The organism is Carboxylicivirga longa, from assembly GCF_050589825.1.
Lineage (GTDB): Bacteria > Bacteroidota > Bacteroidia > Bacteroidales > Marinilabiliaceae > Carboxylicivirga > Carboxylicivirga longa.
In genome coordinates this window covers 110,201-126,579 of sequence record NZ_JBNGOZ010000008.1, presented here as the reverse complement: position 1 = coordinate 126,579, position 16,379 = coordinate 110,201, and the positions used below count along the sequence as shown (strand labels likewise).

Here is a 16,379-nt window from a genome sequence, read left to right as displayed (position 1 = left end):
CCTTAGCTTATCGTTAATCTTTCGTTAATACGACAAACTAAATGAGCTGCATACGTAGTAGAACACACCTTTTTTCCAAATATTTTAAATAGGCTCTATCCCTTAGATGTAGCCCCGTGCTTTCAGCGCCAGATACTTATTGAGCGTTTCCACTGTTAAGTCCTTTGGTGGTGTCAGCACTGCATGTATGCCATAGCGCTCAAATTCCAGTATAATCCGCTTTTTATCGTAGGCAACTTTTTCGGCAATGGTTTTAATATAGATGCCTTCAATATCCATTGCCCGTTCATTGGTCAGTTTTGTTAATTCCGTATTTTCAAAAAATACAACTACCAACAGGTGATCACGTGCCATCTTTTTTAGGGTGGGTAGCTGACGGCGTGCGGCACTGAGGCTCTCGTAATTGGAGAATAGCACCAATAAGCTACGCTGGTGCAGTTGTCGGCGCACAGCGCTGTATAAGGCATCCATGCTTTGCTCCTCAAATTGTGTGCGCTGCTTATACAAGGCTTCCATTATCAACTGCAGCTGCTTGCTGTTTCGCTGGGGGTTAATTATGCTTCTTACCTTATTATTGAAGGTAATCAGGCCGGCTTTATCGTGTTTGAGCATGGCTATTTTAGACAATACCAGTGAAGCATTAATGGCATAATCCAGTAACGTCATGCCTTCAAAAGGCATTTGCATGGTGCGTCCCATGTTAATCAGGGAAATTACCTGCTGCGACTTTTCATCCTGATATTGATTAACCATCAAGTGACTCTTTCGTGCTGTCGCCTTCCAGTTAATGGTGCGGTAGTCATCTCCCTTGGTGTATTCGCGTATCTGGTCAAACTCCATCTGATGCCCCAGGCGTCTTACCTTCTTAATGCCCATTTCTGTCAGGCGGTTAGAGATGGCCATCATCTCAAACTGACGCATCTCCTGAAAAGCAGGATACACCTTTACCATTGTGTTACGCCCGTATCGCAATCGTCGTTCAAGTAGTTGCAGGGGTGATTTGATGAATACATTGAGGTGGCCGAACCAGTATCCTCCTCGCTCGCGTGGGCGTACTGTGTAGCTAACCCTGGCTGTTTCGCCCCTCCTTAGGCTCCTCTTTATGCTAAAGTCACGTTTTTGAAACTGCACCGGCAACTCATCAATGGCTTTAATATGTACACGAAAAGGAAAATCGTTGGTGAATATAAGTTTGATGTTATTGTCATGTCCGTTGGAAAATCGCTCATCGAGGAATCGATGAGCCGTAAATAGGTGCTTAGGCCTCGCAAAAAGAAGCAGGCACTCAGTTACCAGCAAGACAGCAAACAGTCCCAGCGCCATAAGGCTGAGCAGAAAAATAAACTCTCCAAACTGACCCAGCGCCAGAAAAAAAACTAAGGCACCCAGTAAATAGTAAAAGAGGGGCGTAAAGTATACGTGATTTCTTATTCTGATAGCCATAGTTTGTATGCTTATCGGGGCACTTCAACAGAGTCCACAATTTGTTGAATAATGAGTTCTGCTTGAGCGCCTTCCATCTCCTTTTCAGGGGTGAGGATGAGTCGATGATTCAGCACCGGGGTTATCACAAACTTGATATCATCGGGCGTTACAAAATCCCGGCCTTCAAGGGCTGCGTAGGCCTTGGCAGCATGGAGTATAGACAATGATGCGCGTGGGCTGCCTCCCAAAAACAGGGCGTTGTTATTGCGTGTTCTATCAACAATTTGTGCAATGTAACGCAGCAGATCATCTTCCACGATTACCCGCGCTGCCAGGTCTTGGTAGGCGGTTATTTCTTCTGCACTCAGCACGGCATTGATCAAGCTTAAAGGATCACGTTCTTGTCGGTCCTGGGCATTGGAAAGGATGGATACCTCCTCATCGAGGCTGGGATAATCAATGGTGATCTTAAACAGGAAACGATCTAGCTGTGCCTCGGGCAAGCGGTAAGTTCCCTCATGTTCAACAGGGTTTTGGGTGGCCATCACAATAAAGGGCGGAGACATAGGGCGGGTGGTGCCATCAATGGTAACTTGTCGCTCTTCCATCACCTCAAAAAGGGCGGCCTGTGTCTTTGCCGGAGCGCGGTTTACCTCGTCAATTAGTATCAGGTTGGAGAATATGGGACCTTTGTTAAATTCAAAAGCTGATTTGCCGGTGTTAAAAACCATGGTTCCCAGCACATCGGAGGGCATCAGGTCAGGAGTAAATTGTATGCGAGAGAAACCTGAGGATACGGATTTGGCCAGTAACTTGGCCATCATGGTTTTGGCAACGCCGGGCACCCCTTCTATAAGTACATGGCCATTGGCAATGAGGGCTGTTAGCAGCAAGTCCAGTACCTTTTCCTGCCCTACAATTACTTTGTTAATCTCATTGCGAATGCGGTAGGCTGCATTGTTCAGATCCTCAAGGGGGAGACGATTTTCAAAAGGAGGGTTTGTCTGTTGATCCATATTTATTGTTTTTTATTGACAGTGGTCGTAAAAATATTCTATGCGGCGGTTAAATTGCTCAAGATCTTCTTCACTGATGCGTTGTAGTTGATCCAGATTTAGGCCAAGTTCAAATAGCTGTTTAATGGTTCTGACTGAGACGGATGATTTATCGGCCAGCTGTTGATAAAATTCATCGTTGATCGCAGTTGTATTCAGGTAATAGCGGTTTCGTACATAGGCAAGCAGATAGCTGAATCGTTTCCTGGCAATATCCAGGTGGTTTTTGCGACTAAAGTATAGGCGACCAATGGTTTCTATAAAATTTACCGTGGAGTTTACCGGTATCTTAATGGCAGGTATGGCGCGTTGCCGGCGTGCCGACTGGAATAAGAGAAATATGAAAATACCTATTAGCAACAGGTACCAGGCCAGTCGCAGGGGTGTGCGTGCTAGAATAAAACCGAGGAGCGATCCTTGCCCTTCACTTGCAGGGGCACCCGCTCCGTATTTGTATTTGTAATGCTCGTCCCATACCGTGGATTGATTGGGTAGGTAAGACAGGCATTTAAAAGCATACTCGTAGTTGTCGCCCTGCACCAGGTTAAAATTGGTAAAGGCCTGTGGGTTTAAGTTTAAATAGACCTGGCCACCTCCCTGCTGTATCTTAATAAAGTTTGTTTTTCCGCTGTTGTTGAAGCCCAGCACCGTTGTGCGAGTACTATCATAACGGGTAAAGTAGTTATTGCTTATGCCTTTATTATACCAATAGCCCAGGTGGGTTTTTAGTTTTCTGTTGGCCAGGTTAAAACTCACTGAATCGCCCATTAAGGTGATACCGTGGCGCTGTTCGTACTCAATACCGAGCTGTTGGCGCAGTGAATCGCCTATGGAGGATGCCGCCATAAACAGATGATTCTGCTGTTTAAGCAGTTCATTTATTTGGATGATATCGTCCGCATCGGGTGCAAATTCATTGTTGATGATGATGATGTTGGTTGCCGTTGGTGTTTCAGCCGAGAAAAATGAGGCAAGCGCACTGTGTGATGTGGTGATGGGTGAGGAGTTAAACAGCTCAGGCAGCAGCCTGTAGAGCAGTTTACTGCCAAAGGGTTTCGTGTCCTGCTTTGAAAAGCTAAGCGACCAGTCGATGGGTTGGGGGGCTGCGGCCATCATCAACACCATTAGCCCCACCACAAAAAGGGTGGCCGATAGCAGTATTTTATTGTATGAAGGCCCTTTCATTGGCTATCATGTTTAGGATTAATCAGTTTAAAAAAGCGATTAAACTCCTTTCTTAAGTGAGTAAAAGCTGCTTCACCGATATTAAACTTACCATACCAAATCCGTTCATACTGTTGCATAAGACTGAAAAATGCTGTTTTGACCACACCATTATCGATTTCGTAATAGTATTCTCGGTCAGTTTTATAGGCGTAACGTTGTATATGGTTCTGACGGCTCAGCTCGCGCAGACACAGTAAAAATAATATTCGGGTGGCGGTTCTGAAGGCACGCCCTTCCACAAAACCCTGTAATAGGTCCTCCAGCTTGTCATCCTCAAAGCCGGCATTATCCAGTCCAAAGTTGAGGTCAGTGACTTTGGTTGTTTTTGAAAAAATAAAGAGCCCCTTTACGGGAATGCCCAGTAGCTTGATAACCATAAAAACGACCGCAGCCATGCCCAGCGCAAGAATAAGCCACCCGATGAAGTTGAGCTTACCATTGCTGAGACGCAGCATGGAGAAGAACCAACGCTGAAATTTCTGCCATAGGTTGAGCAGGTCGGTGTTTAGCTCATAGCTATATTCGCTTAGTGCCTTGTAACTACTCATGGTATCCGGTGCCGGGCAGCGGTAATCAACCTGTGTGTTATCCCAGGGTATTACAGTATCTGACACATCGGTATGTTGTCCGTGTGTCAGACTGCTAATGGTCAAAAATAGGATGATAATCAGGTGCTTCATGGGGCTCACAAGGCTTCTTATTCGTGCTTTACTTCTGCATCGGATGTACCAATCTCGTTAATGCGATCCAGTAGTGTGGATGCATTGTCTTTTTCACTGAGGTTGAAATACTGAATGCCGGTTACAACATATACAAAAGCCTTCAGATAGATGCTTAGTACAAGCAGTAAAATATAGGAGGTGATTACAAAGGCAGCGTTAAGTTGCGCCCAATCGCCCGATTGAATTAGAGTGGGTATTTTTAGCTGCATATATATTTGAAGAGGAACACTGATAATACTGCTGACAAATCCGACCAGAAGGCTGGCTACTAATAGGATGGCAAAGGTAATCCACCAGTTATTTTTAATCAGCTGGAAACAGCGACTCAGATTTTGACCTAAGCCCTTATTCTCAATAAACATAACCGGAAAGATGAGACTGAGTGTAATGGCAAGATAGATGCCCGGTAGGATGAAAAAAGCAAAGCCGATCATCATCAGTATGGTGATGACAATGCCATAGCCAATAACAGGGAAGAAGCGACGAGTAATATGATGACCCACATCCGAAATAGTAAAATTGCCCGCGCCCTTTTCGTGATACTCCTTCATATAACCATAACTGGCGCCCACAATAACAATTTGCACCGCAATGGCCAGCAGCAGAAAAATGAATAGGGGAATGAAAAAGTTGATGATGGCCATGGGGTCGGGTGAATTGGTGATGCTTTCGAAACCTCCGTTGATAAACTGCAGCACCATGTAGGCAAGACTTGCTATCATGGCAATAACAGGTATGCCTGTGTAAGTAAGCATGGCCTTGATGAAAAATAATCCTTCTTGTTTAAAAAATTCCATGGCGGCATTAATTACGCCACTAAAATCTCGTCGTTGTGCAAATTTGAGTTGGGTCATTTGTTTTTAAATTTTGAATAAACGATGCTGGGATATACGAAAAAATATCCGATGATGATAAGCAGCGATGCTGCTATGATGAGTATGTTCAGCCAATGGTTGATGCTGTTGTAATGGCGGGTAACGAAGCTTTCAAGTATGCCCGCTGTAAAGAATAGCAGGGTAACGGGTAGCATTACTTTCACGCCCTTGAGGGTGCCGTAGATAAAGGCATCCTTGCGGGGATAAGTACCCGGAAACAGCATGTATCTGCCCAGCATAATGCCGGCGCCACCCGCTAAAACAATGGCCGAAAGCTCCAGCGTGCCATGTATCATGATTGCATAGGTAGATACGGCCAGTAAATTTTTTTGGTAGAAAAAGGCTTGGAAGGCACCCACCATAACGCCATTCTGAAACAGACCATAGGCAGCCCCCAGTGGTGTTAGAAAGCCGTATAGAAAAACGTTCCATGACACATTTACGTTGTTAAAAATGATGTAAAAGCTCATGGGTAATTCGCCCATTTGTCCGTACACAGCCATGGGATCGCCTCTCTCAATATTGTCCAGTGTCATGTTTACATAGCTGTCGCCCAGTATGGCCCTTACAAAGCCAGCATCGTCAAGTGCGGAGACGACACCCAGAGTCCAAGCAGCTATAAAAATAAGTAGCGAAATAAGGAAATAGGGACGGGCACTGTGCAATACCAGCGGCAGTTCGATTTTGAAAAAGCGGGGCAGGCGACTACCCTTCTCTCTTTTGTTACGATATACCTCCTGATGTGTTTTTTGCGACAAGGAATTCAGGTAGGCCAGTGTGTGACTGCCCGGATAAAAGGTACGGGCGTATGCAAGGTCGTCAGTGAGTTGAATAAACTGATCAGCCAAGCTGTCGGGCCTTACTTGTGTGGGTTTTCTCAGTTGCTGTTCAAAGGTCTCCCAGCGTGTTTTGTTGCGGTTGATAAACGTAATCTCCTTCATGGGGTAGCTGCATGAGCATTACGAATAAATGAATTTTTCGGCAGATAAAAAACTTATTTTGCTATTTTTGGCTGATTACATCAGGATTCTAATCAATTCTTCGAGCATTTATGGAGTATTTAAATATCTCAACCACGCAAAATGTAAATATAGAGTATCAGCTGGCCAGCGTGGGCGATCGTATTTTTGCCTATATCATCGACGGCTTTATTCAAATCTTTGCCGTGGTGGCTATCATCCTTATTTTTATTGTAGGATTGGGTATTGAATCGTGGTGGCTTGCGCTCTTATTTCTGCCACTGATGTTCTATCATTTGCTTTGCGAAGCCTTTTTAAATGGTCAAAGTTTCGGTAAGATGATGATGAAAATAAAAGCCACTAAAATTGATGGGAGCGAGCTGCGTTTTATTGATTGTTTCCTGCGCTGGATTTTTCGTATCGTTGATTTTAATCTTCCCATAGGGGGGGCATTGGTAGGTTTGCTCACAATTATTATCGGGGGCAAGGGGCAGCGTATAGGCGATATTGTGGCCAAAACAACCGTAATTAAAGTAGGAGCAAATGTAGGCTTGCAGGCAACGGCTTATGTTGAAGTGGAAGATGATTATATTCCGCAATATGCCAGTGTGGCTGTGCTAAGTGAGCGCGATGTGCTTACTATTAAGGAAGTGCTGAATCGGGTCGAAAGCGCTCGATCCAATCGAAATGGGGATGCTTCGGATCCACTTGTCGTTAAAACCACGGAAGTAGTCAGCAGAAAGATGAATGTGGAACCAACGCAAACGGCCGGCGATTTTTTGCGTACTGTCCTAAAAGATTATAATTTTTACCATCGCTAAGTGATGGTTTGTTTTTATGTAACACAAACGAGTCAAATTTACTATTCATTATCTGTTGATAAGAATATTTTATTTTGACTCGTTTGTGTTCGCTGAATGCCTATCCTTAATCGCGGTTACCCACAAATAGCATTACATAATACATTAGTGTTGCCAACGATGACAAGGCTGCCACCACGTAGGTGTAGGCTGCCCAGTTAAGCGCGTCCTTGGCTTTGCCATGTGTATCTTGTGTAGTAATACCGGCTGTATTGAGCCAAGCCAGTGCGCGTCGACTTGCATCAATCTCCACCGGTAGCGTTATAAAGGCAAACAGTGTGAAGATGGCATAACAGGCAATAATGATTTGCAGTGCCAGATTATAGCTGATTAAACCCGGTAAGGCAATCGCACCAACAAACAGCGCGATAAACATGAAGTTAAGAATTTTAGCACTCACATTTTGTAAAGGAACCAGTGCCGATCTAAACTCCAGAAAAGCATAACTATTGGCATGCTGAATGGCGTGTCCTGTTTCGTGGGCCGCCACGGCTGCCGCCGCCACACTGCGTCCGTTATACACATCGGGGCTAAGGTTAACCGTCCGGTTGCCAGGGTTGTAATGGTCGCTTAACTGCCCTTGTACACAATTAATCTGAATGTTCATTAAGCCATTCTGTCGTAGCATTTTCTCTGCCACTTCCCTGCCGGTCATACCATAATTCATTGGTACCTGCGAATACGCTTTGAACTTGCTTTTCAGTCGCGAGCTTACCACAAAGCTAAGGACTGCAAAGACCGCAAAAATTAAAAGTAAAACTGGTGAAAACATAGTTAATAAGTTTAGGCCAATACCCTATCAAAAACACTGCCAATTTTTACTTTGGCAGTATAACATTAAATGTGGTTCCTTGGCCAAGGGTGCTGTCGCAGCTTATAGAGCCGCCAATTGCATCCAGGTAGCGTTTTACAATGTACAGCCCCAGACCCGATGAGGGAGCTCGATGCCCGGAGCCATGTTGCGCCTTTGTGTATTTGGTAAATAAGTTGGCGAGTACATCTTCCTCTATGCCAGGCCCCTCATCGCGAATGCTCATGATCAGACGATCCGTCTCAGGCTTAAGGCTTAAGGTAATAGTAGCGCTTATGGGCGAAAATTTGATAGCATTGGACAAGAGGTTCGTAATAATTTTTTCCAGTAGTGTGTAATCGCTTACGATGCGCTCATCCTCTGCCTGCCAGGCAATATCAATCTCTTTTTCTGCCAAAAGTTCAGTATGTTGCGCCACCACTTCGCGCATGAGCGCCAAAAGATTGAAGGTTGTATTATTCAGGGCAAATGGTCCACTCTCAAGGCGTTTGATCTCTCGTACCTGGTTCACCATTTCTTTCATTTGCCACAAGGCATCAAAAACATATTGCAGAGCCTCATCCTTTTCCTTCTCGTCAACGTCATCTTCATTTTTGATGCTGCCAATGAGGCCGACTGATGAAGTGATGGGGCGTTCCATCTCCTGGGTGAAAAGGGTGATGAGGTGATCATTTTCCTTGTTGAGCCGATCTACATCGGCCTGTTGTTTCAGGATGAGCTGATTCTGTTCAAAGGCATTTTTGTTAACCTCCTCCAGCGATAGGCGTTGCTCTTCCAGCTTACTGAAGGCCCTTGCATTTTCAAGTGCAATACTGGTGTATATGCTAATGTTGCGCAAAAAGTTGAGATGATAGGCTGTGTAGGCTTTTTTGCTGGCACTCTGCACGGTGATTACACCAAAGGGCACATCACTGACTTTCAGTGGGATGTAGATGATGGACTGACTGCTTATATCGCCAGGCACCGGACGTATCTCCTGCACGTAGTTTTTATACTCGTGCTCAAAATCATTGATGTATATCTCCTTATTTTTTATGAGGCAGTGAATAGATAAGCGCTCCACATCATCCAGTGGAAAAGTAATGAATGGCATGCGCTCCCCGTTCAGTATTACGTTGTTAAAATTCAGGGTGTTGGTGTCCTGCACATACAGCCCAATGCCAAAAAGATAGGTATCCATCATTTCGCTTGCTGCTTTATACACGAGGTTAAAGATGCTGTCGGCCGATAAGTTGGCGGTAAGGATCTTACCGATGTCGGTCAGGCGCTCCAAATCGTTTAATGCATCACTAATGGATTTCGCTTGTTTCTCAATCTTCAGGTGCTGGTTCTTAAGCTGTTCATTCTGGTTTTGTATCTCTTTTCTTTGTTTGTTTATTTCCTTTGTTTTGGCGGCAATAAGTGTCTCTAATTCAAATCGTAACACTTTGGTGCGTTGTTGCCAGGTGATTACCACACTGCTGATAAGCCCAATGATTAGCATAATTACCAATACTCTGAAGGAGGTAGTGCGGTACCATTCTGGGTGTATACTAAACTGAAAGCTTGCACCTTCCTCATTCCATATGCCACTGTTGTTGGCAGCAATCACCCGAAAGGTGTAGTCGCCTGATGGAAGCGAGGGATAGGTTACAGTGTTTATATTGCCTTCAACCCACTCGTCTTCGATGGGATCAAGGCGCCAGCGGTATTTTATTTTTTCAGGCACCGAGTAACACAGTGCATCAAAGCCAATGGAGATGGTGTTGTTGGCGCTGGAAAGCTCCAGTTGATCAGGTATGCCAAACCAGGGCACGAGGTCGTTGTAATTATCCTGATAGTTTTCACTCAACCAGTCGGCCTGTGTGTAGGCCAACTTGATATTGCGGATGTAAACGGGGGGTGCCAAAAAGTTGGTACGCTTCTCCATAGGATTGTAACGGATAGCACCTTTGATGGTGCCAAACCACAGGCGTCCATTCTTATCCAGATAGTTGGCAGCTCCATTGTTTTCACTGCCTATAAAGCCGTCGTAGCGGTCGTAGTGAGTGATGTCGATTAGCTTGCCACGCGATGACAGGCTTAATTTATCAATTCCATTTTGAGCGCCGGCAAAGATATTTCCTTCAGCATCGGCTATCACAGAGTAAATATTATTGGCCGACATCCCTTTGCTCGTGTCAAATACCTGCCACTGACTACCATCGTAACGTAAAAGTCCATCGGTGTAGGAGGCAAACCATATATTGCCGGCTTTATCTTCTGCAGCCTGTATGATATAGGCGGCCGGAATATCCTTTCCTTCAAGAAAGGGAGTGAAGGCACCTTTGTTATATTGTATAATACCTCTACCGGTTGATAGCCACAATCGCTGTTTACTATCAGCAAAAAGGCTTAAAATATTGTTGTCCTGCATATTGGCATTGGACTTATCATAGTAGATGGCCTGCCCTCGGTGGCTTTTTATGAGTCCGTAGTTAAATGAGGCAAAGAAAAAAGTATCTTTCTGCACCTCAATGTCGTTAATGGGCACTGAATGCGCAAGGCCATAGCGTTCGTTGACAGGGCTTACCGTATGGCCATTAAACTCCCACAAACCATTAATGGTGGCCATTAGTATTTTGCCTGATGGTAATTCATAAAAGGCACGTATCGCCCGCATGTCCTCCAGTTCCTGCTTCGGATAACGTTTTATATTGCCCTCTTTCAGGGTCGAAAACCCTCCTTCACCATCGGCAAAGTAATAGGTGCCTCGGCTATCCTGATAGATAACGCGAATAATATCGTCAGTAAGGCCATTATTGCGGCTGAGGGACACGAATAAGTCACCACTGTAGCGAACGAGCCCGGCCCCCAGTGTGCCCAGCCATATGTTGCCTTCACCATCCTGCAAAATATTTCCCACCGTATTAATGGGCAGACCGTTGGTTTTATTAAAATGGAGCCAGCCCTCTTTGGGGCTGTATTTCAATACCCCGGCGTTGTATAGGATAAACCAGTAGGTGCCTTCCCGATCCTGATAGCCTCGTATAATTCTTTCCTGTCGTATATTTTGTGGCAATTGTATAATGTTGTCGCCCTCGCCATCAGTGTGCATGATCAGCGAGTTGGTGCCATTATCTTCAAAAAAGCTGATCCACAGATTTTTATTGCGATCACGCAGAAGGGGGAGGCGAAGACCTTTCTTGTTGGGTGCCACTTGCCTTTTATCATATTCCACTATCTGATCTTTCTTAAGCACAAACAATTGCTCAGTAGTAGAAAGCAGTAATTCGTTCCTTCCATGCGGAGCTATTCGAAGCAGAGAACCTTTTCCTTGCAAGCTTTCTTTAAGCGCCTCCGTCATGTTGGTGGCTACCTTGTTCTCAATTTTGTAAAGGCGGTTTTCTCCCGAAATCATGCGTGCCATGCCCCAAATGGTGCCATTCTGTGTTTCGCAAAATGTTACATTGTCCACAAAGCAGGTGGTATCAGAGGCTAATACTGAATTGAACCGCAAGCCGTCATAACATTGAATACCCTTGGGGGTGGCTATCCATAGCTTGTAATTTTTATCGTGAAAAATACCCAGTATCAGGTTGTCAAAGAGTCCGTCTTTTTTGGTGTACACTTCGAAATTTTTGCCATTGAAACGGCAAAGCCCACCTCCGTTGGTGCCCAGCCATAGATATCCAAATTGATCCTGTGCCATGGTGTTTACCTCCGATTGGGGTAAGCCTTCCTCTAGTGCATATTGCTTAAAATGGAAATGTTGTGCCACAGTTGTATGGGGCAGGAGACATATTAGAAGTATGAGTATTAATAGGCGGTATTTCATGTATCTTCTATTGTTAGCTAAATATACCGTTTTACCCTTAGCATAACAAATTCCTTTTGATAGCCCCCGGTATATTTACTTTAAATTGGTTAGTGTTCGAGGGAATCGGTTAAAAACGGAAATAGATAAATGGCAACAGAGTGCTTTGGTGCAGGGCATAAATAATATAGAGTGTAGTTGCTGTCAATATTATTTTTAGCCATGACGGACTCTTGATAAAGCGTATTTTAATGGCTAAGCGCAATTTTTCGGGCATCCAGTGAATCATAAACCCTGTTATTAGCAAAAGGAAGATGTAGGGCATGGAACCGATGATAGCGTTCACCTGGCCAAAATTCTTGAAGTGGATCATTCGATCAAGCATTATCTGGGCATTACGTATGGAGTCAACCCTGAATATTATCCAGGTAAATACAACAAAATGAAAGGTGAGCAACCACCCAATACCCATAATCAGTTTGTTTTTACCCCTGATGATATTATTCAACAGGCGGTTGATGATAAGCCCCAATCCGTGCATACCTCCCCATATTATAAATTTAAGGGCTGCCCCATGCCATAGTCCCCCTATCAGCATGGTAAGCATCAGGTTGATGAACATGCGTATTTTGCCTTTGCGGCTGCCACCCAAAGGAATGTAAAGGTAGTCGCGAAGCCATGACGAGAGACTCATGTGCCAGCGACGCCAGAAATCGCTGATGGAAGTTGCCTTGTAGGGGTGGTTAAAGTTTTTTGGTAATCGAAAGCCCAATAACAAGCCAATACCCAGGGCAATATCGGTATAGCCCGAGAAGTCACAATAGATTTGCAAGGCATAAGCGTAAACAGCCGTAAGTACTTCAAAACCAGAGTAGGCAATGGGGTGCTCAAACACGCGATCCACAAAGTTAACGGAGATAAAATCCGAGATAAGCATCTTCTTAAACAAGCCTCCTGTAATGAGCAGGATGGCCCACCATATCCATTTTTCGGATAGTATCAGTCGCCGGTGTATCTGTGGGATAAAGGTTTTAGCTCTAACGATGGGGCCGGCTATTAGCTGTGGGAAGAAAGATACATAAAATCCAAAGTCGATAATGTTGCGCAGGGGTTTCACCTCTTTTCGGTAAACATCAATGGTGTAGCTGATGGTTTGAAAAGTAAAAAACGAGATGCCCACCGGGAGCGTTATGTCAGCAATTGAGAAGGAGGTTCCCAGTACTTTGTTGGCAAAGGCTGCCAGATAGTCATGAGCCGTTAAGGGGGTGTTGGTCCACGATGCCACCAGATCGACCAGGAAGTGCGTGTATTTAAAATAGATTAGCACCGACAGGTTAATGAGCAGGCTGAGTGCCACCAGTAGTTTACGGGCTAGCGTCCTCTCTGTTTTTCCCAGTGCCAGACCAATGCTGAAATCAAGCACAGTAGAAAGCAGCAGTAAACTAAAAAAGTAGCCGCCAGTTTTGTAATAAAAGAAAAGGCTGGCCAGCAGCAGAAAGCTGATGCGTAGCGATCGCCTGTCCTTCAGGATAAGGTTGAAGAGCAGCACCACTGAGAAAAATACCCAGAAAGCCAGGTGCGTAAACAAAAATAAGTCGGACTGTCCTGTTAATTGTTTTAGTAACTCTGCCATGCTTCCCTTTTTAATGTTATCGCGCTGCTATCGGCGCTCTCCATTTCGTTAAATTGTGCCCACAAGGCTTTTGTGAGATAACCCGCTGCTTCTTTGCCACCTCGCCGCGAAAAGTGGATATAGTCGCTAAGCGCCCACGGTGGTGATTTTTGCGACCATTCAATGATAGCTCCGCCGCCTCCCATGGCTTCGTACAAATCAAAAAATGCAAAATCATATTTCAGGGCAATGGCCTTTTGTGCTTCGTTAATGCGGTTGAGATGATCATAGGCTTGCAGCTGTCCGTCGTGTAGGTGGGCGGCATCGGAAATACCTAGCACTACCACGGGTACATCGGGGAAGAATTTTTTGATGAGGTCGAACTGGCGGGCTAACTGCACCTGATAGAAGCGGTAGTTAGGAGCAATGGTGGGGATTATATTGGTACCAAACTGAAAGATCAGCATGCCGATATTGAGTTGTTCGGCCATGGCTTTATATAACTGTTCATCAGTTCGGTGTAGCAGAGGCGTGCTTTGTCCGCGCAGGGCAATATTATCTACCGACACACCGGCGGTGCTGTCCAGCGCACAGCCCAGTATGTGCACATCATCATGGCTGCGTAGTTCAAAGCTAATGGCCGGTGACACCTGTTCAAACTCCCAGTTTATCTCGGTCAGATTGATCGAGGGGGGCAATGAGTCATTGATCACTTGTGCTTTTTTGATGTGTCCTTTTATGAAGAGGGTATCGGTGTGGGGCGCAATAAACAAACGTACTTTTTGATAGCGAGTGGCGTGGTCTTCGGCCCAAGGTGAGGCATTCAGGCGAAAATAGCCCGGTGAATTCGCTGACAGGGAGGCCGTTTGACCCATCAGGCCGTAGGTATTATCAGGCAGGGAGCGTCGTCGGTTATAAACACTGTGTATGCGCCAGTCACCCTCGCTGTCAAGCCATACCGAGGGGTTGATGCGTTGGGGATCATAAACGGTGGTGAGACCCGGTCCGCTGCCGCCGAAACGTTGCTGAAAAGCCTCACGTAGGTAGGCTGTGATGCGGTCTCCTTCAATTTGTGAGTCGCCGTAGTGTAGGATACGAATATTTCTGTGATATGCGGCAGCTTCCTGCAAGCGTGCGTGTAAGTAATTTAGCTGCTGACAGAAAGTTGATGTGTAGCTCAGGAAATGTCTGGTAATGACCGTATCGCGGATCGGCTCGACAGGGGGCTGAAGCAGCGTGTCGGGTGGGATGCGGGGTACTGATTCTGTGCTGTCCAGGTTGCTTATGGCCACCTCTTCATGATTGTGTAGCCTCCACTGATCCGGTTTAATAGGAAACGGTAGAAAATGATGCAGAACCATTGCGATCGCAATTATGAGAAGTACATAAAGTAAAATGCGAAATTGTTGGCTCATAGAATTTTAATAGAAGCTTTAAAATAGGAAATATCTTTTAAAAAACAGAACAGGGGTGAATATTATCCTCGAATAATACGCACCCCTGTGATGTGTTGATGATCATATCAGGACTTAGGCCTGATTTTTAGTTTTTGGCCTACCCATAGTTTGGATTTTTCAGACAGGCCGTTGAGCTGCATCAGGTCTTTATTGGAGATGCCACTGTATCTCTTTGCAATGGACCACAGGTTATCGCCTGAGCGCACTGTGTAATATTCGAAGCCGGCATCCATAGGTGCATTTACCTTTGGCTGGGCATTGGCTGTCACCGTTTTGCTGCTAAGGTTTTGCTTTTGCGCAAAGGTCATGTTGTTTATACGACCGTAGTAGTCGGTTTTGTTTTTAGGTACATACACGCGCAGTCGTTGTCCAACGCGAATAATATTACGGCGTATGTTATTCCAATAGCGCAGATCGGAGGTGCGTACATCATACCAGTCGGCAATAAGGCCCACGGCATCGCCCGATTTAACAGTGTAGTACACCGTGGCTTTATTTTTGGGTGTGTCCGGCGTATAGGCCGTGTATTGGGGTTTCACCGTGCTCTTGCCATCCACAAAATAGGTGTTACGCTTGTGGGCATAGATGGAGTCTTCCTGTGCTGCAAAGTTGGAGGCATCAGCCAGGGCCAGGCGCAGAGCATAATCATCGCCGGCAGGTATCAGATCCTTGCGGTATTGCGGGTTAAGGCTTCTAATATAATCCACGTTCACATCCAGCATTTCGGCCACTTGCTTAAAATGGAGGGGCTGACTGACGGAAATGGTATCGGTCACCATCGGCAGGCTGTTGGGTTTAGCATACAGTTGATGCTCTTTGGCATACATAAAGGTATAGGTGGCGGCAATAAAGGCCGGCACATAACCCCGTGTTTCGCGCGGAAGGTGGTAGTATATTTTCCAGAAATCACGGTGTCCGCCCGATCGGCGTATGGCTTTATTAACGTTGCCGGGGCCGCAGTTGTAGGCTGCGATCACCAGAAACCAGTCTTTATAAATAGCATATAAATCATCGAGGAAGTTAATGGCGGCCACGGTTGATTTATAGGGATCGCGTCGCTCATCCACGTAAGAGTTGATGGTAAGGCCGTATTGTTTGCCCGTGTAATACATAAACTGCCATAGCCCCGAGGCACCCGCACGCGAGTAGGCTTTGGGGTTGAGCGCTGACTCAATGATGGGCAGATATTTAAGCTCCATGGGCATCTGCCGGGCATCAAGCTCCTGCTCAATCATCGGAAAGTAATACTTCGATAGTCCCAGCATGTTTTGCACCAGTTCGCGACGACGCACCGTATACAGCTCAATGTGGCTTTTTACAATGGTATTGTAGGTGTAAGGCATGGGAGAGTTAATGGCGGCCAGGCGCGCAATATAAAGCGAGTCGCTTACCTTGGGGAGTGGGGTTTCTGCTGTTGTATCCTGCGATAAGCGATCGTCAGCTTTGCTGATGTACCACTGGTTTACGAGGCTGTCTAAACATGCTTCAAGATAAGGCGGCGTTTCCTTTTCCAGGATTAAATCCACTTCACTCTGTGCTTTTGCAAACACCCCAACAATCATCATACTGGCCAATAATGCCATCTTCACCTTTTGCATAAT

Annotated in this window: 12 protein-coding genes; 1 reads left to right on the top strand and 11 read right to left on the bottom strand. The window is 45.5% G+C overall.

All coding sequences use genetic code 11. From position 1 onward, the window contains the following. Positions 1-102 precede the first annotated feature (102 nt). The 6 genes from ACRD7A_RS09020 to ACRD7A_RS08995 are packed head-to-tail and all read right to left on the bottom strand — an operon-like array spanning position 103 to position 6,245. Complete coding sequence (locus tag ACRD7A_RS09020) at positions 103-1,443, bottom strand: DUF58 domain-containing protein (RefSeq protein ID WP_430810608.1); 1,341 nt, start codon at positions 1,441-1,443, stop codon at positions 103-105. Between the two features lie 11 nt (positions 1,444-1,454). Beyond that, positions 1,455-2,441, bottom strand: coding sequence for an AAA family ATPase (locus ACRD7A_RS09015; RefSeq protein ID WP_430810609.1), 987 nt, complete (start codon positions 2,439-2,441; stop codon positions 1,455-1,457). A gap of 12 nt (positions 2,442-2,453) precedes the next feature. Continuing rightward, the gene (locus tag ACRD7A_RS09010) at positions 2,454-3,665 is read right to left on the bottom strand and encodes a DUF4350 domain-containing protein (protein ID WP_430810610.1); all 1,212 of its coding nucleotides are present in this window, start codon (positions 3,663-3,665) and stop codon (positions 2,454-2,456) included. After that, positions 3,662-4,387 (bottom strand): DUF4129 domain-containing protein, encoded by a 726-nt coding sequence (locus ACRD7A_RS09005; protein WP_430810611.1) that lies wholly within the window; start codon positions 4,385-4,387, stop codon positions 3,662-3,664. The genes ACRD7A_RS09010 and ACRD7A_RS09005 overlap by 4 nt, the downstream gene beginning before the upstream one ends. A gap of 17 nt (positions 4,388-4,404) precedes the next feature. Beyond that, positions 4,405-5,283 carry a glycerophosphoryl diester phosphodiesterase membrane domain-containing protein gene (locus ACRD7A_RS09000; protein ID WP_430810612.1) on the bottom strand — a complete coding sequence of 293 codons (879 nt, stop codon included), beginning with the start codon at positions 5,281-5,283 and terminating at the stop codon, positions 4,405-4,407. Further along, on the bottom strand, positions 5,280-6,245 hold the full coding sequence (locus ACRD7A_RS08995) for a stage II sporulation protein M (RefSeq protein ID WP_430810613.1): 966 nt from the start codon (positions 6,243-6,245) through the stop codon (positions 5,280-5,282). The genes ACRD7A_RS09000 and ACRD7A_RS08995 overlap by 4 nt, the downstream gene beginning before the upstream one ends. Before the next feature lie 110 nt (positions 6,246-6,355). Between ACRD7A_RS08995 and ACRD7A_RS08990 the strand changes: the two genes are divergently transcribed. Then, entirely contained in the window at positions 6,356-7,084 is a 729-nt protein-coding gene (locus tag ACRD7A_RS08990; protein ID WP_430810614.1) for an RDD family protein, read from the top strand. Positions 7,085-7,190: 106 nt separating this feature from the next. On the opposite strand, the gene ACRD7A_RS08985 is transcribed toward ACRD7A_RS08990, so the two are convergent. From ACRD7A_RS08985 to ACRD7A_RS08965, 5 genes are all read right to left on the bottom strand, one after another. Further along, positions 7,191-7,895 carry a zinc metallopeptidase gene (locus ACRD7A_RS08985; RefSeq protein WP_430810615.1) on the bottom strand — a complete coding sequence of 235 codons (705 nt, stop codon included), beginning with the start codon at positions 7,893-7,895 and terminating at the stop codon, positions 7,191-7,193. Positions 7,896-7,941: 46 nt separating this feature from the next. Further along, a complete protein-coding gene (locus tag ACRD7A_RS08980) occupies positions 7,942-11,730 on the bottom strand; it encodes a sensor histidine kinase (protein ID WP_430810616.1) in 3,789 nt (1,262 codons plus the stop codon). A 109-nt stretch (positions 11,731-11,839) separates the two neighbouring features. Next, on the bottom strand, positions 11,840-13,342 hold the full coding sequence (locus ACRD7A_RS08975; RefSeq protein ID WP_430810617.1) for an MBOAT family O-acyltransferase: 1,503 nt from the start codon (positions 13,340-13,342) through the stop codon (positions 11,840-11,842). Next, positions 13,327-14,682, bottom strand: coding sequence for a GDSL-type esterase/lipase family protein (locus ACRD7A_RS08970; protein ID WP_430810618.1), 1,356 nt, complete (start codon positions 14,680-14,682; stop codon positions 13,327-13,329). Before ACRD7A_RS08970 ends, ACRD7A_RS08975 begins: the two co-directional genes overlap by 16 nt. A 161-nt stretch (positions 14,683-14,843) precedes the next feature. Then, the gene (locus ACRD7A_RS08965; RefSeq protein WP_430810619.1) at positions 14,844-16,376 is read right to left on the bottom strand and encodes a lytic transglycosylase domain-containing protein; all 1,533 of its coding nucleotides are present in this window, start codon (positions 16,374-16,376) and stop codon (positions 14,844-14,846) included. Positions 16,377-16,379 lie beyond the last annotated feature (3 nt).

Excerpts from the sequence above, each read along its gene's own strand:
- ACRD7A_RS09020 (WP_430810608.1), bottom strand. The coding sequence starts at position 1,443 with ATGGCTATCAGAATAAGAAATCACGTATACTTTACGCCCCTCTTTTAC.
- ACRD7A_RS09015 (WP_430810609.1), bottom strand. The coding sequence starts at position 2,441 with ATGGATCAACAGACAAACCCTCCTTTTGAAAATCGTCTCCCCCTTGAG.
- ACRD7A_RS09010 (WP_430810610.1), bottom strand. The coding sequence starts at position 3,665 with ATGAAAGGGCCTTCATACAATAAAATACTGCTATCGGCCACCCTTTTT.
- ACRD7A_RS09005 (WP_430810611.1), bottom strand. The coding sequence starts at position 4,387 with ATGAAGCACCTGATTATCATCCTATTTTTGACCATTAGCAGTCTGACA.
- ACRD7A_RS09000 (WP_430810612.1), bottom strand. The coding sequence starts at position 5,283 with ATGACCCAACTCAAATTTGCACAACGACGAGATTTTAGTGGCGTAATT.
- ACRD7A_RS08995 (WP_430810613.1), bottom strand. The coding sequence starts at position 6,245 with ATGAAGGAGATTACGTTTATCAACCGCAACAAAACACGCTGGGAGACC.
- ACRD7A_RS08990 (WP_430810614.1), top strand. The coding sequence starts at position 6,356 with ATGGAGTATTTAAATATCTCAACCACGCAAAATGTAAATATAGAGTAT.
- ACRD7A_RS08985 (WP_430810615.1), bottom strand. The coding sequence starts at position 7,895 with ATGTTTTCACCAGTTTTACTTTTAATTTTTGCGGTCTTTGCAGTCCTT.
- ACRD7A_RS08980 (WP_430810616.1), bottom strand. The coding sequence starts at position 11,730 with ATGAAATACCGCCTATTAATACTCATACTTCTAATATGTCTCCTGCCC.
- ACRD7A_RS08975 (WP_430810617.1), bottom strand. The coding sequence starts at position 13,342 with ATGGCAGAGTTACTAAAACAATTAACAGGACAGTCCGACTTATTTTTG.
- ACRD7A_RS08970 (WP_430810618.1), bottom strand. The coding sequence starts at position 14,682 with ATGGTTCTGCATCATTTTCTACCGTTTCCTATTAAACCGGATCAGTGG.
- ACRD7A_RS08965 (WP_430810619.1), bottom strand. The coding sequence starts at position 16,376 with ATGCAAAAGGTGAAGATGGCATTATTGGCCAGTATGATGATTGTTGGG.